Annotated in this window: 18 protein-coding genes; 9 read left to right on the plus strand and 9 right to left on the minus strand. The window is 75.3% G+C overall.

Annotated features, from left to right (window positions below; all coding sequences use genetic code 11):
• Positions 1 to 57: 57 nt before the first annotated feature.
• Both GXP71_RS15600 and GXP71_RS15605 read right to left on the minus strand, forming a co-directional pair.
• A complete protein-coding gene (locus tag GXP71_RS15600) occupies positions 58 to 909 on the minus strand; it encodes an ABC transporter ATP-binding protein (RefSeq protein WP_202924265.1) in 852 nt (283 codons plus the stop codon).
• Positions 910 to 1007: 98 nt separating this feature from the next.
• Positions 1008 to 2180, minus strand: coding sequence for a VIT1/CCC1 family protein (locus GXP71_RS15605; protein WP_162353393.1), 1173 nt, complete (start codon positions 2178 to 2180; stop codon positions 1008 to 1010).
• Between the two features lie 126 nt (positions 2181 to 2306).
• Here GXP71_RS15605 and GXP71_RS15610 point away from each other — a divergent pair, with 126 nt between their 5' ends.
• Positions 2307 to 2726 carry an ATP-binding protein gene (locus tag GXP71_RS15610; RefSeq protein ID WP_124342651.1) on the plus strand — a complete coding sequence of 140 codons (420 nt, stop codon included), beginning with the start codon at positions 2307 to 2309 and terminating at the stop codon, positions 2724 to 2726.
• A gap of 134 nt (positions 2727 to 2860) precedes the next feature.
• Entirely contained in the window at positions 2861 to 3973 is a 1113-nt protein-coding gene (locus tag GXP71_RS15615) for an NYN domain-containing protein (protein ID WP_162353394.1), read from the plus strand.
• A 22-nt stretch (positions 3974 to 3995) separates the two neighbouring features.
• Here GXP71_RS15615 and GXP71_RS20425 read toward each other — a convergent pair whose 3' ends face one another.
• The 4 genes from GXP71_RS20425 to GXP71_RS15635 form a co-directional block, all read right to left on the minus strand.
• Positions 3996 to 4661: an excalibur calcium-binding domain-containing protein gene (locus tag GXP71_RS20425; RefSeq protein ID WP_162353395.1), complete on the minus strand. Its 666-nt coding sequence runs from the start codon at positions 4659 to 4661 to the stop codon at positions 3996 to 3998.
• A 195-nt stretch (positions 4662 to 4856) separates the two neighbouring features.
• On the minus strand, positions 4857 to 5222 hold the full coding sequence (locus GXP71_RS15625) for a hypothetical protein (protein WP_162353396.1): 366 nt from the start codon (positions 5220 to 5222) through the stop codon (positions 4857 to 4859).
• A gap of 110 nt (positions 5223 to 5332) precedes the next feature.
• The gene (locus tag GXP71_RS15630) at positions 5333 to 6316 is read right to left on the minus strand and encodes a TIGR03557 family F420-dependent LLM class oxidoreductase (RefSeq protein ID WP_162353397.1); all 984 of its coding nucleotides are present in this window, start codon (positions 6314 to 6316) and stop codon (positions 5333 to 5335) included.
• Positions 6317 to 6377: 61 nt separating this feature from the next.
• Positions 6378 to 6998: a hypothetical protein gene (locus tag GXP71_RS15635; protein WP_238402450.1), complete on the minus strand. Its 621-nt coding sequence runs from the start codon at positions 6996 to 6998 to the stop codon at positions 6378 to 6380.
• Positions 6999 to 7114: 116 nt separating this feature from the next.
• Here GXP71_RS15635 and GXP71_RS15640 point away from each other — a divergent pair, with 116 nt between their 5' ends.
• The 3 genes from GXP71_RS15640 to GXP71_RS15650 all read left to right on the plus strand — a co-directional run bounded on the left by GXP71_RS15640 (position 7115) and on the right by GXP71_RS15650 (position 11137).
• A complete protein-coding gene (locus tag GXP71_RS15640) occupies positions 7115 to 8563 on the plus strand; it encodes a sensor histidine kinase (protein ID WP_162353398.1) in 1449 nt (482 codons plus the stop codon).
• On the plus strand, positions 8560 to 9384 hold the full coding sequence (locus tag GXP71_RS15645) for a response regulator transcription factor (protein ID WP_238402451.1): 825 nt from the start codon (positions 8560 to 8562) through the stop codon (positions 9382 to 9384). The genes GXP71_RS15640 and GXP71_RS15645 overlap by 4 nt, the downstream gene beginning before the upstream one ends.
• A 130-nt stretch (positions 9385 to 9514) precedes the next feature.
• Complete coding sequence (locus GXP71_RS15650; protein WP_162353399.1) at positions 9515 to 11137, plus strand: hypothetical protein; 1623 nt, start codon at positions 9515 to 9517, stop codon at positions 11135 to 11137.
• 109 nt (positions 11138 to 11246) lie between these two features.
• Here the strand turns inward: GXP71_RS15650 and GXP71_RS15655 are convergent, their stop codons facing one another.
• Both GXP71_RS15655 and GXP71_RS15660 read right to left on the minus strand, forming a co-directional pair.
• Entirely contained in the window at positions 11247 to 12335 is a 1089-nt protein-coding gene (locus GXP71_RS15655; RefSeq protein ID WP_162353400.1) for a Gfo/Idh/MocA family protein, read from the minus strand.
• Between the two features lie 202 nt (positions 12336 to 12537).
• A complete protein-coding gene (locus tag GXP71_RS15660; protein WP_162353401.1) occupies positions 12538 to 13395 on the minus strand; it encodes an SDR family oxidoreductase in 858 nt (285 codons plus the stop codon).
• A gap of 115 nt (positions 13396 to 13510) precedes the next feature.
• Between GXP71_RS15660 and GXP71_RS15665 the strand changes: the two genes are divergently transcribed.
• A complete protein-coding gene (locus tag GXP71_RS15665) occupies positions 13511 to 13894 on the plus strand; it encodes a winged helix-turn-helix transcriptional regulator (protein WP_370520944.1) in 384 nt (127 codons plus the stop codon).
• A gap of 181 nt (positions 13895 to 14075) precedes the next feature.
• The gene (locus GXP71_RS15670; protein WP_162353402.1) at positions 14076 to 14759 is read left to right on the plus strand and encodes a Pr6Pr family membrane protein; all 684 of its coding nucleotides are present in this window, start codon (positions 14076 to 14078) and stop codon (positions 14757 to 14759) included.
• Positions 14760 to 14844: 85 nt separating this feature from the next.
• Here GXP71_RS15670 and GXP71_RS15675 read toward each other — a convergent pair whose 3' ends face one another.
• Entirely contained in the window at positions 14845 to 15270 is a 426-nt protein-coding gene (locus GXP71_RS15675; RefSeq protein ID WP_162353403.1) for a VOC family protein, read from the minus strand.
• A 231-nt stretch (positions 15271 to 15501) separates the two neighbouring features.
• On the opposite strand from GXP71_RS15675, the gene GXP71_RS15680 reads away from it, so the two are divergent.
• Positions 15502 to 16005, plus strand: coding sequence for a septum formation family protein (locus GXP71_RS15680; RefSeq protein ID WP_124344515.1), 504 nt, complete (start codon positions 15502 to 15504; stop codon positions 16003 to 16005).
• 100 nt (positions 16006 to 16105) lie between these two features.
• Positions 16106 to 18337, plus strand: a complete 2232-nt coding sequence (locus GXP71_RS15685; protein WP_162353404.1) for a thioredoxin domain-containing protein — start codon at positions 16106 to 16108, stop codon at positions 18335 to 18337.
• Positions 18338 to 18429 lie beyond the last annotated feature (92 nt).

Genomic DNA, 18429 nt, shown 5'->3' on the forward strand with positions numbered 1-18429 from the left:
TCCTCGGGTGGTGGTGGTGCGCCTCGCGGGGGGCGAGGCGCGGGTGTGTCGGGCGGGTCAGGCAGGCGTGAGGGCGCGGTGCGTGTGCCGGCCGACGGGGCGCGTGCGCACGCGGCCGTGGTCGTCGACGGTCACGTCGATGCGGATGCCGTAGGTCTCGGTGAGCGCGTCGGCGGTGAGCACCTCGTGGGGCAGGCCCGCGCCGACGACCTCGCCGCGGCGCAGCAGCACCACGTGGTCCGCGACGGCGGCTGCCTGGTCGAGGTCGTGCAGGACGACGCCGACGGCCACGCCGTGCTCGTCGGCCAGGTCGCGCACCAGGTCGAGGATCTCGACCTGGTAGCGCAGGTCGAGGTAGGTCGTGGGCTCGTCGAGCAGCAGCACGCGCGTGTCCTGCGCGAGGCAGGTCGCGAGCCAGACGCGCTGCAGCTCGCCGCCGGACAGCTCGTCGACGGGCCGCGCAGCCATGTCGGTGGTGCCCGTGACGTCCATCGCCCACGCGATCGCGCGGGGGCCGTCGGGGTCGTCCTGGCGCCAGCGGCCGCGGTACGGGTGGCGGCCGTAGCCGACGACGTCGCGGACGCAGACGCCCGACGGCGTGGGCCGGGACTGCGACAGCAGCGTGACGCGGCGCGCGAAGTGCTGCGCCGACAGCGCGCGGGCGTCCTCGACGTCCGGCAGCGCGATCGTCCCGGCGTCGGGCCGGTGCAGCCGGGCGAGAGCCCGGAGCAGCGTGGACTTGCCGGAGCCGTTGGGGCCGATCAGCGCGGTGACCTCGCCGGGGAGCAGGCGGAGACCGGCGCGCTCGACGACGACCGTGCCGTGGTAGGCCAGGCGCAGGTCGTGACCGCGCAGCGCGGGGACGCCGGGCGTGGCGGGTGCGTCGTCGGACGGAGGCGTCGTGGGCACACGCACAGGTTAGCCTCAACTAAGTAAGGATTGCCAAACCTCGTCCATCCACCGGGCGACAGCCCGTCCCGTCCGCGTCCCTCGGGGCCGGGCGGTCGTCAGGCGACCGACGTGCCGAACGCCAGCCCCAGCAGGTACGTGACCGCGGCCGCCCCGAACCCGATCGCGAGCTGACGCAGCGCCCGACGCCCCGGCGACGCGCCCGACAGCACCCCGACGGTCGCGCCCGTGCCGAGCAGCGCGAGCCCGACCAGCGCCGCCGCCCACGCGACCGCGACCAGCCCGTCGGCGCCGAACAGGTACGGCAGGACCGGGATCGCCGCACCCGACGCGAAGAAGCAGAAGCTCGCGACCGCCGCGCCCATCGCCGTGCCGATCGTCTCGTGCTCGTCGACCTCGACCACGGCGTCCTCGTCGCCCTCGCCCGCCGCGACCGCGAGCGCGTCGCGCGCCACCGCCGGGAGGCCGGTCACGGCCTCGGTCCGCGAGCCGCCCGGGCCGAACGTCGCGAGGACCTGCGCCGCACGCTCCTGGGCCTCGTCGGCGTCCAGGCCCCGCGCCCGGTAGACGAGCGCGAGCTCGTTCGCGTCCACGTCGAGGTGCGGCAGCGCCTCGGCCGCGTGCCGACCGGGCCGCGACGCCTCCAGGAGCTCGCGCTGCGACCGCACCGACACGTACTCGCCCGCACCCATCGACAGCGCGCCCGCGAGCAGCCCGGCCAGGCCCGTCAGCAGCACCGTGGCCTGCGACGCGCCGCTCGCACCGATGCCGAGCACGAGCGCCAGGTTGCTCACGAGGCCGTCGTTCGCGCCGAACACCGCCGCCCGGAAGGTGCCCGACATGCGGTTGCGACCTCGCGTCGCGAGCCCCCGCACGACCTCCTCGTGGATGCGCTCGTCCGCGGCCATGCGCGGCGTCGCGTCGGCCTCGTCCGCGTACTCCGACCGGGCCTCCGCACGCTGCGCGAGCGCCAGGACGAACACCGACCCGAACCGGCGGGCCAGCCACCCCAGCACGCGCGTCCGGGCGTCGCCCTTGAGCGGCCGGCCCGCGTCGTCGCCCAGGAGGTCCAGCCAGTGCTGCTCGTGGCGGCCTTCCGCGTCCGCGAGCGCGAGCAGGATCGCCTTCTCCTCACCCGTGCGGCGCGCCGCGAGGTCCCGGTAGACCGCCGCCTCGGCCCGCTCGTCGGCGAGATAGCGCCGCCACCTGCGCACCTGGCGCGGCGACGGTCGGTGCGGGGTGGGCGGTGCGACGGGGACCACGGCGACCATGCTCACACGCGTGCGGGTGGAGGGTCGTCCCGAGGGACGAGTTCGAGTTGCCGAATCGCCGGATGTGCACAACCGTGGCGGAGTCCCCCCCATCACTCCCGGACGAGGTCGAGCAGGAGGCCCCGCATGCGCGCCGAGACGTCCGTCGCCCCCGCGCTCTCCGCGGTCGCGCCGGCGCGCCGGTGGGCACGCGAGCGGCTCGTCGAGGCCGGGGTCGAGCCCGCCCGGCTCGAGGTGCTCGTGCTGCTCGTCAGCGAGCTGGTGACGAACGCGGTCGCGCACGCCGACCCGCCCGTCACGCTCCGCGTCGACGTCGACGACGTCCGCACGCGCGTCGAGGTCACCGACGGCGCCCGTGAGGACCCCGTCCTTCGCAACCCGCCGCCCAGCGCCCTCGGCGGTCGCGGCGTGATGTTCGTCGACCGGCTCTCGAGCAGCTGGGGCACGACGCCCGAGGAGGGCGGCGTCGCCGTCAAGGCCGTCTGGTTCGAGCTCCGGCACGACGACGTCCCCGCCGACCTGGCCCGGTTCGCGCCTCAGGCCTGACGCGTCCGCCGTGCGCCTCTGACGCGCTCGCACCGCGCACCCGACGCGCTCGCACCACCGGTCGGACGCGTCGGCACCGCTGACATGACGCGTTCGCACCGCGCACGCGTCCCGCGCAGGCGAGGATGGGCGGCATGCCGGAGACCACCACCGCCCGCGTCGCCGTGTACGTCGACTTCGACAACATCGTCATCTCGCGCTACGACCAGACCTTCCGCCGCGGCGACTGGTACCGCGACAGCGCCCGTGAGCACCGCATGGACGCGCGCGCCGACGACCCCGTCGCCCAGCGGCTCGCGCAGGCGCGCGTCGACGTCGGCGCGATCCTCGACTACGCGTCCTCGTTCGGGTCCGTCGTCGTCAGCCGTGCGTACGCCGACTGGTCCGTGCCCGCCAACGCCGCCTACCAGCGCCAGCTCGTCGACCGCGCCGTCGACCTCACGCAGCTCTTCCCGGTGACCGCCGGGCTCAAGAACGGCGCCGACATCCGGCTCGCGGTGGACGTCGTCGAGGACCTGTTCCGGCTGCCCGACGTCACGCACGTCGTCGTCGTGGCCGGCGACTCCGACTACGTCGCGCTCGCGCAGCGCGCCAAGCGGCTCGGGCGGTACGTCGTCGGGATCGGCGTCGCCGGGGCCACGTCGCGCGCGCTCATGGCGGCGTGCGACGAGTTCGCCGACTACGACGACCTGCTCGAGACGTCGGCGGCCGACGAGCCCGAGGACGACGAGCCGGCGGAGGTCACCGCCGCGGACCGTCCCGCCGCGGCGGCCGGGCGCGGGTCGGGCAGGAAGGCGCGCAACGGGTCCGAGGGCGGCGGTGCACCAGCTGTCGACGACGGCGCCCCCGCCGGGTCGGCCGCGGCGGGTGCGGGGGCTGCGGCGGACGCGCGCGCTGCGGCGGACGGCAGCGCTGTGGCGGACGGCAGCGCTGCGGCGGACGGGACCGACGACGCGGACGCCGAGGCCGCCGACCGCCCGCCCGCTCGCACCGGGAAGGCCGCCCACCGGGCGGCGACCCAGCTGCTCATGCGCGCGATGCGCCTGGTCCGCACCAAGAAGCCCGACGACGAGTGGGTGTCGTTCGGCGAGCTCAAGAACCAGATGACGCGCATGGACCCGGCGTTCAGCGAGCGCTCGCTGGGGTACAGGTCGTTCGGGGACTTCGTCGCGGACCGCCCGAGCATCGTCGAGTCGGGCCGCTCGGCCGACAACCAGCCCCGCGTCCGCCTCCGCCCGGGCTACTGATCCCTGCCATTCGCGGAACCCGTCACTCGCAACCGATACCGTCACCATCCCGGTCGAGGTGGCGGCCGTAGCCCGGTTCGCCGGCGTACACCGGTGCCGCCCCTGCGGCCCGTGCGGCGTCGCAGTTCGCGTACGACGTGGCGGCCGGCGCGGCGGCCGTCCCTGACGACTGACCAGAGCTCGCCGTCGCGTCCGCCTCCTGCTGCACGACGGCGACCTCCCGGGCCGACAGCGACGCCGCCAACGTGTCCAGCTCCAGGGCGCGCGCGTCCAGCTGCTCCTTCTGCAGCGCGAGCGACGTCCGGTCGGCGTCGAGGGCAGCGACGGCCGCCTGTGCGTCCGTCGCTGCGGCCTCCGCGACCTCCAGACGTGCCTGCGCATCGGCGAGAGCGCCCTCCGCGCTCTCGAGCTGGGCAGCCTGACGGTCGACGAGCGCGGAGAGCTCCCGCTCCGACCGCTCCTGGTCCGCGTCCGACGCGGCGCTGATACCGGCGAAGAGCCCCACGACGAACGCTGCGACGACTCCGCCGGCGACAAGGCCCCGGCGTTTCCCGGTGCGCGGTTCGTCGACCCAGAACTCCCAACCGTCGGGGGCCGCCGGCCACGAGGGGTCGGGCTCCCATCCTGGGGGCGGACGCCATGCTCTCGGCGGGATCGGCCACCCGGGCGCAGCACGGAACACCTTCATCTCGGACCCTCCAGCCGCCGACGCCGTCGTCCCCCCGCCTACGAGAGGTGCAGGACGTCCAGGGAGAGATACGCCGTCCTCGGGCGCGACCGGATGCTGGAGCGGCTCCTCGACACCGACACGAACGACGTTCGCGGGACCGCGAAGGCGTTCATGTCGGTATCGACCCCACGTCGGGTCGGGGCGACGGCTGCGTCAGTCGTCCCAGGGCGGGGTCTCGTCGAGCTTGGCGTAGTACTTCGCCAGGTGGCTCTTCACGCGGTCGCGGTCCTTGTCGGGCAGGTCGACGCCGCCGCGTGACCCCTGCATGACCGCGGCGGCGGCGAACACACCGCGCGGCACCGCCCGCAGCCGGCCGTCGACCACGTCGGCGATCAGCAGCTTGTACGCGGTGAAGTTGTCCTTCGCGTCGGCGTCGTACCAGACGTGCGCGTCGCGGTACTTCTCGTTGGGCTCGTCCTGCGCGTCGGCCCACGCGCGCACGCGCTTCTCGGCGGCGGCGCCGTCCCACGCGCGGTCACGGTCGGCGAGCGGGAGGTCCTGGAAGGCGGTCACGGCCATGGTCGGTGCTCCTCTCATCGGTGGTGCGCCTGGCAGACGTGCAGACGTGCAGACGTGCAGACGTGCAGATGGGCAGACGGCCGGGCGCGCAGGACGGCCGTCCGCCGCGGTCAGGCCTTCGACGCGGCGCGCAGCTTCTCGAGCAGCGGGCCGGCGGCCTTCTCGAGGAACTCGGCCTGGTTCTCGTCGCCGACCTGCACGATCGCGACGTCGGTGAACCCGGCCTCCCAGTACGCCCGGACAGACTCGACGAACGCGTCGAGGTCGGGGCCGCACGCGATCTGCTCGGCGACGTCCTCGGGCCGCACGAACTGGCTCGCGGCGTCGAAGGCCTCGGTCGTCGGCAGGTCGGCGTTGACCTTCCACCCGCCGGCGAACCACCGGAACTGCTCGTGCGCGCGCTCGACCGCCCGCTCCTGCGACGGGTCCCAGCTGATCGGCACCTGGCCGATCTTGCGGGACAGCGCCGCACCCGACGGGCGGGCCGCGTCCCAGGAGGCGACGAGGTCACCGTCGGGCTCGACGGCGACGAGGTGGTCGGCGAGCGGCGCGAAGCGCTGCACCGACTGGTCGCCGGACACGGCCACGCCGATCTCGACCGGGCTGTCCGGCGTGTCCCACACGCGTGCGGAGTCGACGCGGAAGTACGCGCCGTCGTACGTCGTGCGCTCGCCCGTGAGGAGCTCGCGGATGATCTCGACGGCCTCCTCGAGCATGTCGTGCCGCTCGCCGACCGCGGGCCAGCGCTCGCCGACGACGTGCTCGTTGAGGTTCTCCCCCGCGCCCAGGTTGAGCGTGAACCGGCCGTCGGACAGCACCCCGAGCGTCGCGGCCTTCTGCGCCACGACGGCCGGGTGGTACCGCAGGATCGGGCACGTCACGTACGTCATGAGCTCGACGCGGCTGGTCGCCTGCGCGACCGCGCCGAGCGTCGACCAGGCGTAGCCGGAGTGGCCCTGCGCGTCGAGCCACGGGAAGTAGTGGTCGCTCGACACCTCGAAGTCGAAGCCGACCTCCTCAGCCGCGGCGGCGTACCGCACGAGCTCCTTGGGGCCGGACTGCTCGGTCATGAGCGTGTAGCCGAATCGCGTCATCTCCCGACCGTCGCACCCGTCCCGGCGACCCGCATCCGGGGGCGCCCTGGTCCGGTGGCGGTCAGCGGGCGTCGGCTCGCTCGCGCTCGTCGGCGTCGTCGTCGGCACCGTCGGCCGGTCGGCCGCGCGTCGACAGCTCCGTCCAGACGGGTCCCGCGACGAACCAGACGACGAGCACGAGCGTCGCGCGCCCGAGCCACCCGAGCAGCACCTCGCGCTGGTCGGGCTCCTGCGCGATGAGGAGGAGCACCCCGAGGACGACCGCGGCCACCGCCCAGGCGACGACCACGCGGCCCCACGTGCGCCACTCGTGCGCGCGTGCCGGCGCCCCTGTCTTCGGCACGCGAGGGGGCCGCGGCCCGCCCGCGAAGCGCCACGCGACCCACGCGTCGACCTTGTGGATCGTGTACTTCCCGAACCCCGCCGTGAACCCCAGGTACAGCGCGGCCAGGCCGTGGGTCCACGTCGGCTCGCTGCCGCGCAGCAGGTCCCCGACGGTCGCGACGAGCAGCACGACCTCGAGCACCGGCTCGCACAGCAGCAGGACGGTCGACGTCCGCCGCCACCGCAACCCGTAGCGCGCCACCACAGCGGCGACGAGGAACACCCAGAACGCCACCTCGCACGCCACGACCAGCGCAGCGACGGGGTTCTCACGGATCAGCTCCACCAGCTCGGTCATGCCGTCACCCTCGCGGCGCCGACCTGTCCGCCGCGTCGGGCGGAGTGCCCATCCCGTGCGACGGCGTACATCCTTCGGACGACGGCTGCCGTCGGCCGCTGTGCTGGGATGGGCGGGTGACGGGGGCGACGGGCGAGGTGCGGGACGTCGCGGGCCGGGCGGCACCTGACGGCCCGGGCGACGAGCCGCGCGACGCCCGGGCGACGCGACCTGCCGAGCCCGTCGGCGGCACGGCCGCCCGACCGCCGGCGTCGACCCTCCCGGCGGACGCGGGCCGCACGGGCTGGTGGGACCGCGGCGCGCGGCTCCTGCGGCTCGCACGGGAGCGCGGCTGGTGGGACGACCGGACCGCCGCCGTGGGGACGCTGCTGTTCGGGCTCGTGCTCCTCGGGCTCGGCGTCGCGAGCTCGGCGGCGCCGTGGGTCCCCGACGTCGTCGCCGACCGGGTCGGCCTGTGGCACGTCGCGCTGCTCGTCGTCGCGTCGACCGCGCTCGTCGTCAAGCGTCGGCACCCGGTGGCGGTGCTCCTGGTCACCGCGGCGTGCGCGCTGCTCGACGCCCTGCTCGGCGGCAGCGTCGCGACGCTCGTCGCGCTGTTCGACGCGCTCTACACCGCCGCGCTCCTGACCCGCGAGACCGTGCGCCGGCGGATCGTGGTGGCCGTCGTCGTCCTCGTCGTCCTGTCGCCGGTCGTCACGCTCGCGCTGGGTGCACCGGGCCGTGAGGCCGTCCTGATGCTCCTGCAGTCCGTCGCGATCTTCGGGACACCGCTGTGGTGGGCGCACGACGTGCGGCGCCGCGACGAGCTGGCCGCGCTGGAGTCGGACCGTGCCGCGGCGGAGGGCCGCCGCGCGGAGGCGGAGCGGCAGCGCGCCGACGCGGAGCGGGCCGCCGCGGTGCTCGCCCGAGCGCACGCCGACGACCTCGCGCGCATCGCCGACCTCGACCGCGAGTCCGCCGTCCGCGAGGAGCGGGCCCGCACGGCGCGCGACCTGCACGACGTCGTCGCGGGGCACGTGTCGGCCGTCGCGATCCGCGCCGAGGCCGCGCTCGCCGGGCCGCCGGACCTCGACGCGGACCGGGACGCGCTCCGGGCGGTCCGCGCCGGGACGCTCGACGCGCTCGCCGAGCTGCGCGCGATGATCGTCGTCCTGCGCGGCCGCCCTGACGCGGTGACCGCCCCCGCGGGGCTCGACCGCCTCGACGACGTGCTGCGCACGGTCCGGGCCGCCGGGCAGCACGTCGTCGTGGTCGGCTCCGTGCCCGACGGGCTCGCCGCGGCGACCGACCACGCCGCGTTCCGCATCGTCCAGGAGGCCCTCACGAACGCCGCCAAGCACGCACCGCACGCGACGACGCACCTCGTGCTCGACGCCGGGGCCGACGCGCTCGACGTCACCGTCACCAACGCGACCGACGGCTCGTCCGTCGCGCCGCCGCTGCACGGCGGGACCGGGCTGCTCACCATGCGCGAGCGTGCCGAGGCGCTCGGCGGGACGCTCGACGCGGGCGCGCGCGACGGCACGTGGACCGTGCGCGCGCACCTGCCGGCGGTGGTCGGATGAGTGCCGCCGGAGGGTCGTCGCCGGGACACGCACCGGGCGCCGAGCCCGCGACGCACCGGTCCTCCGACTCCGCGCCGACGACGACGGACCCGTCGTCCCACACCCGACCGGCGGCGGGCGGCCGACCGTCCGACCTCGCCCCCGCGGACGGCCGCGCACCCACCGTGCTGCTCGCCGACGACCACGCCGCGATCCGCGCGGGCCTTCGGCTGCTGCTCGAGCACGGCGGGATCACGGTCGTCGGGGAGGCCGCCGACGGTGCCGCCGCGATCGCGAACGCCCGCGCGCTGCGTCCCGACGTCGTGCTCATGGACGTCCGCATGCCCGGCGTCGACGGCATCGAGGCGACCCGCGTCATCACGCGCGACGGGCTCGCCGACGTGCTCGCGCTCACGACGTTCGACCTCGACGAGTACGTCCTCGGCATGCTCCGCGCCGGTGCCGTCGGGTTCCTGCTGAAGACGACCGGAGCCGCGGCGCTCGTCGACGCCGTGCACCGCGTCGCCGCGGGTGACGGGGTGCTCGCGCCGGAGGTGACGCGCCGGCTGCTCGCCGACCTCGTCGCCGCCGCACCGTCCCCCGAGCCCGACGTCCCGCCCGGCCCGGTGCGGGCCGAGGCGGTCGCATCGCTCACGGCCCGCGAGCGCGACGTGCTCGCGTGCCTCGGCGCGGGCATGTCCAACGCGGACGTCGCCGCCGCGCTCGTCATCACCGAGTCGACCGCGAAGACGCACGTCAGCCGGGTGCTCGCGAAGCTCGGCTGCGCGTCGCGCGTGCAGGCGGCGATCGTCGCCGTCGAGGCGGGTGTCGTCCGGGACTAGTGGCGCGCGCGTCGCGTCCTGCGGCCGCGGCGGTTGCCCCGGGGAACATGACGGCTAGCCTGTCGACAGGGAGCAGGGCAGACGCCGCCGGGGCGTCGCGCGCCTTGCCGTCACCGCCGGGGGTGGGCCGATGAGACGGCGCAGCGGCACGGACGAGGCGATGCTGCCGGCACCCGCCCCGCAGGCCCGCGCACGCGAGGAGTCGGCTCGTCTCGTCGGCCCGGTGCACGGCCCTGCCGCCGTGTCGGCGATGGGCCGGCTCGCGGGCAACCGCGCGGTGAGCCGGCTGCTCGCCGGTGCGGAGCCGGTCGTGCAGCGCAAGCTCGGGTTCGAGTTCCAGAGCGTGAGGAACACGTTCGTCCCGGGCGGCGACATCCCCGCCGTGGCGGAGAAGGAGCGCGTCTACGAGGGCTCCGAGGGACTCTTCCGCGTCGAGGGCGACAACGCGACGGCCACGCAGGCCGATCTCGAGTTCGTCACGAGGGCGACCGACGACATCCCCGAGGCACTGGCCGCCGTGCACGGCGCGAGCCTGGTCGCCCGGGACCTGGGCGAGCACGGTGACCGGGTGGCGCGCGCTGGCGCCGGCCCGTACGCCGGCAGGTGGCTCCGTGACGCCCGCCTCCGCGTGCCCGATCCTCAGTTCACGGCGACGCCGCAAGCCACGATCGGCGTGCCGCTCGACAAGATCGCGACCCTGCTGGGCCACGCGATGGACGTGCCCGTCGCGAAGAACGAGTCGTTCATGACCGGGGAGATCCGGAAGATCCGTGCGGAGGAGGGAGCGAAGGTCCGCGAGCGCACCTCGGCGTGGTCCGGGCAGCAGCAGCTCTCCGGTGCGGTCAGCGGGCTGCTGAGCATGGTCGCGTACTACCTGGAGGCGGGCAGCCGCGGACCGGAGAAGGTGGCGAAGCCGACCGAGACGTCGGTCCTGCTGGACGGGCAGTGGTGGGACCTGGGGACGACCGACGGGCCCAAGGCGTCGTTCGGGCTGATGGCTCGCACGAGCTTCCGGGCAGCCTTCCTGAGCCTGTCGGAGCCCGACCAGGCGACCTTCCGCGCGCTCATGACACCGGCCGCCGGGGCCACGGCGGTGGGCATCGAACCGGTCCTCGGCTCCCGGCTGACCATGTCCTCACGTTTCCCCGTGTCGCCGTACCTCGCGGACCCGGACGTCGTCGGGCAGGACGCGGACCTCCGCGACATGTTCCAGATCCGGAAGGCGCAGGGCCACGCGGGGCAGGTCGTCCACGTCGTCACCGCGGGCCCGACCGTGCAGCAGTGGCTCGCCAGCATCTGCGGGGACGTCCCGGGCTACGGCAGGGCCGGACGCGACCTGATGTCCCCGCCCATCGGGTGGGGGAAGCGTGACCCGGCCCTCGAGCAGAAGGACCCCTTCCCCGGGGAGAAGGAGATCCGGGACCGACGCCTGTACGGCATGGGCGCCTACCCGATGGACACCCGGGCCGGCGCGGACGAGGCCGCCGAGAAGCTGTTCATCGTGGAGATCCGCGCGCTGTCGGACTCCCTCCAGCACGTCGACCTGCCCGCGAACCCGCCCGCGGGCCGGTGGGTGCAGACGGCCGGCGCCGTCCTGTCGCACCACTTCGCCGGTCTGCTCACCGCGGAGTCAGCGGCGCTGTGGGACACGATCAGGACGGCCGGCGCCGCCGAGGGAGTCGGCGCGCTCCGGCTCGCGATGCCGGCGCTCGTCGCGTACCTCAGCGGCCAGAAGGCCACCGTCACCAGCTAGGGCGCGGCTGCTGCGGACCAGCGTGACGCGGCGACGCCGCCACGACCGCGACCAGCGCGGGCGACGGCCGGGTCGTGCGTCGTGCGACGGCCGGGTCGTGCGTCGCGCCTCACGCGTCCGCCCAGGCCTCCCGGGCCGTGCGGACGGTGCTGCCCGTGCGCGCCGACTCCTCGATCGCGAGGCCGAGCAGGTGGTCCTGGCAGCCGTCGGCGAGCGGGTACGGCGGCGGGCCGTCGCCGCGCACCCACGCCCCCGTGCCGGCCATGAGGGTCGCGACGGCGATGTCGTCGTCGGCCAGCCGGGCGCCGTCGAACGGGTTCCGGTAGAGCGCGCGCCCGTCGAGGCTCACGTGCTCGAGGTCGAACCCGTCGAGGTCCTGCTCGACGCCCGACATGCGGCGGACCAGGGACGACGTCACGACGGTCCGCTCGTCGACCCAGCGCGTGAGCGTGTCGCCGACGAGCTCGCCGTGCGAGCCGCGCACCACGATCCGGTTGGTGCGCAGCGGGTTGTGCCACTGGTTCTCGGTGAAGTCGTACAGCGCGCTGCGCCCGCCGCCGAAGTCGAGCGTCGCGAGGATCGACCAGCGCTCGCGCGGCTCGGTCTCGCCGGTCCAGCCGTCGCGGCTCCTCGGGTCGAGCAGCGGCGCGGTCGTCGAGACGGCGTGCACGTCGACCTCGCCGCGGCCGGCCCCGAGCAGCCGCCGGACCAGCCCGACCGCGTGGTACAGGTGCGTCGACGAGATCTGCACGCTCGTCGGCGTCCCGAGCAGCCCCTCGTCCACCAGCGCGATCCGTGCCTGGTGCTGGGGCATCGACGGGCTGTGCTCGGCGACCTGGACCAGCCCGGACGCGCCCACGTCGGCCCACAGCGCACGCAGGCCGTCGGCGTCGGGCGCAGGCGGCGTCTCGGCGAGCACAGGCACGCCCAGACTGACGAGCTCACGCGTCGCCTCGGGTGTGACGGGCCACGGCACGGAGACGACGACGAAGTCGGGCCGGTCGGCCACGAGCTCGGGGATCGTGCGGACCGTCGGCACCTGCCACGCCCGCTCGACCTCGGCACCGCGCTCGGCGGTCCGCGTGACGACCCCGACGCACCGGAACCTGTCCGGCATGAGCCGCGCCGCGCGGAGGAAGAACTCCGCGCGCCAGCCGCTGCCGACGACCCCGAACGTGACCGGTCCACCGTTGCCCATGCGCCCGCCTCTCCGTCGACCCGGACCGCCCGAGGCTAACCCGGCCCACGCCCCCACCGCCTCGCCGGCCCGCGCCACCCGCCCTCGACGCGCGACCCGGGTCTGGGTACCGCGCCTGCGCGATCAGCGGTACCCAGACCCGGGTCGACCTCGGATGCGGTCGACCGGCGCGGTCAGCGTGATGCGCCGCGCGTGTCGGACGTCAGGCGCGGGCGGCGCGGAACGTGTCGACCAGCGGCACCGTCGGGCGGCCGACGAGCGTGCGCAGGTCGGCGGTCGCGTCGGCCAGGTCGCCGCGCGCGATGCCCTCGTCCATCGTCAGCAGGAAACCGATCGTCCCCGCGTCGAGCCCGGCGCCCTCGAGGATCGCCCGGTGCTCCTCGGGCGACACGGCACGGTGCTCGACGGGCCGGCCGAGCGCCTCGGCGGCGGCCGCGGCGAGCTCGTCGTGCGTCCACGCGACGTCACCGCTGAGCTCGTACACGCGCCCGTCGTGCCCGTCGGTCGACAGGACCACGGCGGCGGCCTCCGCGTAGTCGTCGCGCGGCGCGGAGGCGACCCGTCCGCTCGCGGTGCTCGACACGACGACGCCCGTCGCGGCCGCCTGCTCCAGCACGGGCAGGTAGTTCTCGGAGTACCAGTTGTTGCGCAGGACCGTCCACGTGAGTCCGGACGTGCGCAGCACCTCCTCGGTCGCACGGTGCTCGACGGCCAGCGGCAGCGGCGTCGTGTCGGCGTGCGGGGCGCTCGTGTAGACGACGCGGCCCACGCCGGCCGCGGCGGCGGCCTCGATGGCGCGCGTGTGCTGCGGGACGCGCTGACCGACCTCGCTGCCCGACACGAGCAGCACGACGTCGGCGCCCTCGAACGCGGCGGTCAGCGTGGCGGGGTCGTCGAAGTCGGCGACGGTCGTGCGGACGCCGCGCGCGGCGAGGTCGGCGAGCCGGTCGACGGAACGGCCGGTCGCGACCACGTCCTGCGCGGGCACGCCGCGGTCGAGCAGGTGCTCGACGACGAGGCGGCCGAGGTGGCCGGTGGCTCCGGTGACGACGATCGACATGGTGGTCCTCTCGGTGGCCCGACGGCGCGGGCGGCGGGTGTGTCCTCGTGGTCAACCGGGACCTGTCGACACACCTTCCCGTCAGGAGGTACCCACTTCGACGTAAGGTACAGACGTGACGGTAAGCAACGAGGTCAGCGTGATGGACCGCCTCCTGACGGACGGGGTCCTGGCCTCGGCGTGCCCCAGCAGGGTCCTGCTCGACCACGTGACGAGCAAGTGGGGCGTCCTGCTGCTGGTCGCGCTGTCGGAGCGGTCGATGCGGTGGGGCGAGCTGCGTCGGGTCGTCGAGGGGATCAGCGAGAAGATGCTCGCCCAGACGCTGCGGACCCTCGAGGCCGACGGGCTCGTGCACCGCGAGGTCACGGGCACCGTCCCGCCGCGCGTCGACTACTCCCTCACCCCGCTCGGCGACGAGCTCGTCGCGCGCCTGCTGCCGCTCATGGCGTGGGTCGCCGACCACGCCGACGCGATCGTCGGGGATGCCGCGACGCGCTGACGCCCTCGCTGCACGACCGCCCCGCACGACGGCCCCGCACGACCGCCCGACGGCTGCGCAGCGAGCCCGCGCCGCACGACCCGCGTCGTCACGTCACCGGCGCGGTGGGTGCGGCGCTCCCGGTCGAGGTGCGAAGGTTCCGTCCACAGCAACGCCGCTGTCGTCGAAAGGGCCCCGCACCATGTCCGTCTCCGCCGTCAACGTCCCGGTCGCGCTCGTGCGGTTCGCGATCGCCACGCTGGCGCTCGTCGGGACCCACGAGATCTGGCTCGACGGCGACCTCGACGGGCTCGTCTACTTCACCAACCAGTCGGGCCTGATGCTCGCGGTCGTGATGGTCTGGGCGGGTCTCGCGTCGCTGCTCGGTCGCCCGCAGCCGCCCGCGTGGCTCAAGGGCGGCGTCACGCTGTTCCTCGCGATCACGGGCCTGATCTCGTACTTCGTGCTGGCACCGGAGGCCGCCGACGCCCCGGCGGTCGCGTTCGGGCTGACGTCGGGCACCATCGAGCACGAGATCACGCCGATCGCGGCGTTCCTCGACTTCGTGCTGCTCGACGCGCACCGCCGGCTGCGGCTCCGGCACGCCGCGTACTGGCTCGGCTGGTTGCTCGCGTACTGCGCGTTCGCGACGGTCCGCGGGCTGGTCTGGGACCTCGGCTACCCGTACGGCTTCATCGACCTCGACGAGCTCGGCTGGGGCGGGCTCGCGCTCAACGTCGCGATCTACGGCGTGGGGTTCTCCGTGCTCGGTCTCGCGCTGGTCGGGATCGACCGCGTGCTGCCGCCGCGCGCGCTCCTGGGCCGGCCGGCCCCCGACCGGCCCCGCGCCACGTCCGACGCCGCCGACGCGCCGGTCCACGCCTGACGGGACGACGCGCCGCCCGCCCGGCATCCCGGGCAGGCGGCGACGAGCGTGGACGGGCCTCGACGGGCGTCGGACGAGGGACGCGTCAGGCCTCCGCCCCCGCACCCGACCCGGAGATGTTGACGAGCCATGTCGTGCCGAACCTGTCGACGACCATGCCGAAGGCGTCGCCCCACGGTGCGACGGTGAGCGGCTCGAGGACGGTCCCGCCGTCGGCGAGCGCGTCGTACCAGCCGCGCAGCTTCGCGTCGTCGTCGCCGCTCAGCGACACGGAGATCGTGGAGCCCGACGCGAGGTCCATGCGGGGCGGCACGTCGGCGGCCATGAGCGTGAGGTCGGGCGTCGTGAGCTGGCTGTGCATGACGAGGTCCGCCTCGGCCGGGTCCTGCGCAGCACCGAGGTCGGCGAACGTGCTGACGTTGAGCTCGCCCCCGAAGACGGACTGGTAGAACTCCATCACCTCGCGGGTACCCGTGCGGAAGTTGAGGTACGGGTTCAGGATCACGGCCATGGGGGCCTCCTCGTCGATCCGGTGCGGACGCGCCCATCGTGGACCCGACCACCGACACGTCGGTAGGCCCGGCGAGCGACGTCGCGGTGAACGGCGGACCTGCGGTTCCGTCGAGTGGTTGTGAAGCGGGTCACACAGCCCACGCACAGGTTCGCGCCCGTGGTTGGATGCCGCGTCGCCAGTCCGGGCCCCTGCCCCTGGCTCCCGTCTGCCCCCCGGAATCGAGTACCCGTGTCCCCCACCCGGCGCGTCGCGACGTCCGTCGCCGCCCCCGCCCTCCTGCTCCTCGCGCTGTCCGGCTGCGCGCTCCTCGGCCCCGAGGACGCACCGCGCGAGTCCCCCGGCGGCCAGATCACCGAGTCGGCCGACGCCGACGTGTTCTCCGTGCAGGTCGGCGACTGCATCAACGCGAGCGCGATGGAGGACGACACCGAGATGGAGTCGCTCCCGGTGGTCCCCTGCGCCGACCCGCACGACGGCGAGATCATCGCCCAGACCGAGCTGCCCGAGGGCGACTTCCCCGGCGACGACGCGCTCGTGGCGCAGGGCGAGGAGTTCTGCGCCGCCGAGTTCGAGACGTTCGTCGGCATCCCCTACGACGACTCGGCGCTGTACGTCTGGCCGCTGACGCCGTCGCAGGGCGGCTGGGAGACGGTCGACGACCGCGTCATCCAGTGCGTCCTCGACACGGACGGCGAGCTCGTCACCGGCACCCTCAAGGGCGCCGCGCGCTGATCGCCCGACGCCGCGCGGGTCCCACCGCCCGCGCGGCGTCGCCGCTCCGCGCGTAGCGTCGGACGCTCCCGGGGAGCCGGACGCCCCGGAGGGGAGCGTCATGACGAACCGCCTGACCGCCAGCACGAGCCCGTACCTGAGGCAGCACGCGGACAACCCCGTCGACTGGTGGGAGTGGGGCGACGACGCCTTCGCGGAGGCCCGTCGTCGCGACGTCCCGCTGCTCGTGTCCGTCGGGTACGCCGCGTGCCACTGGTGCCACGTGATGGCGCACGAGTCCTTCGAGGACGACGCGACCGCCGCGTTCATGAACGCGCACTTCGTCAACGTGAAGGTGGACCGCGAGGAGCGGCCCGACGTCGACGCGGTCTACATGGCCGCGACGCAGGCGCTCACCGGTCAGGGCGGCTGGCCGATGACGGTGTTCACGACGCCCGAGGGCACCCCGTTCTTCTGCGGCACGTACTTCCCGCCGCGGCCCGTGCACGGCGTCCCGTCGTTCCCCGAGGTGCTCGCCGGGATCGCGGCCGCCTGGCAGACGCGTCGCGACGAGGTCGACGCGACCGCCACGACGATCCGCGACGCGTTCGCCGCCCCCCGGTCGGGCCCGGCACCCGACGCGACGGCTCCGCACGTGAACGGCGACCCGCGGGCGACCGTCGACCACGGCGCGCCACTCGTCGCCGCCCCCGCGACGGTTGTCGACGACGCGCTCCTCGACCGGGCGCTCGGCCGCCTCCTCGTGTCCCAGGACCGCGTGCACGGCGGGTTCGGCGGCGCGCCCAAGTTCCCGCCCTCGACGGTCCTCGAGTGGCTGCTGCGCCGGCACGCGCGCACCGGCGACGCCCGCACGCTGGAGGTGGCGGAGCACACGCTCGAGGCGATGGCCCGCGGCGGGATCCACGACCAGCTCGGCGGCGGGTTCGCGCGGTACGCGGTCGACGCCACGTGGACGGTCCCGCACTTCGAGAAGATGCTCTACGACAACGCGCTGCTGCTGCGCGTCTACGCGCACTGGTGGCGCAGCACGGGCTCACCGCTCGCGCACCGCGTCGTCACCGGGACGGCGGACTGGCTGCTCCGCGACCTGCGGACCGCCGAGGGCGGCTTCGCGTCGTCGCTCGACGCCGACACCGAGGGCACCGAGGGCGCCACGTACGTGTGGACGCCCGCCGAGCTGCGCGCGGTGCTCGGCGACGACGACGCCGCGTGGGCGGCCGCGCTCCTGGACGTCACGGACGCCGGCACGTTCGAGCACGGCACGTCCGTCCCGACGCTGCGCACGGACCCCGACGACGAGGACCGCGCCGCCTCGGTCCGCGCCCGCCTGCTCGCGCACCGGGCGACCCGCGCGCAGCCCGGCCGTGACGACAAGGTCGTGTCCGCCTGGAACGGTCTGGCGGTCGCCGCGCTCGCCGAGGCGGGCGCGCTCCTCGACCGTCCCGACTGGGTCGACGCCGCGGTCGCCGCCGCGACGCTGCTCGTCGACCGGCACGTCCGCCCCGACCGCAGCGCGTCCGACGCGACGACGTCCGGGAGCGTGCCGACCGACCACGAGCCGGCGGACGTCCCCCTCCGGCTGGTCCGCGCCTCGCGGGACGGCATCGCCGGTGCGGCGGCGGGCGTGCTCGAGGACTACGCGGACGTCGCCGAGGGCCTGCTCGCGCTCGCGGCGGTCACGGGCGACGGGCGCTGGGTGCGGCACGCGGGCGGCCTGCTCCGTACGGTGCTCGACCGCTTCCCCGACGGGGACGGCGGCTTCTACGACACCGCGGACGACGAGACCGACCCGGTGCTGGCCCGCCTGCGCCGCCCGCACGACCCGGCGGACGGCCCCACGCCGTCGGGCCAGGCGGCCGCCGCGGGGGCGCTGCTCACGTATGCGGCGCTCACGGGGTCGACGCGCCACCGGGAGGCCGCGGAGCGCGCACTCGCCGAGCCGCTGCGCATCGCCGTCCAGCACCCGCGGGCGGCGGGGTGGGCGCTCGCGGTCGCGGAGGCGCTGCTCGACGGCCCGCGCGAGGTCGCGGTCGTCGGCCGGGCCGACGACGACGGGACACGCGCGCTGCACCGCGTCGCGCTGCGCTCCCCGGCACCGGGTCTGGTCGTCGCGGTCGGGCCACCCGCCGCGCCGCCCGACGCACGGCCGGCCGACGGCGGCACGAGCGCCCCCGCGGGTGCCGGTGCGCCGGACCTGGACCTCGTCGTCCCGCTGCTGCGCGACCGCCCGCTCGTCGACGGCCGCCCCGCCGCGTACGTCTGCCGCGGCTTCGTCTGCGACCGGCCGACGACCTCACCCGAGGACCTGGCCGCCGTGCTCGGCACGCGCTGACCCGTGCAGGTGACGACCGGCGCGGCACGTCCGCGCGGCGGACCCGAGCCACGACGACGCCGTGGGTGAAGGGTTTCGGACGGTCGCCCTCA

Source organism: Cellulomonas sp. H30R-01 (genome assembly GCF_010119915.1).
Taxonomy (GTDB): Bacteria; Actinomycetota; Actinomycetes; order Actinomycetales; family Cellulomonadaceae; genus Cellulomonas; species Cellulomonas algicola.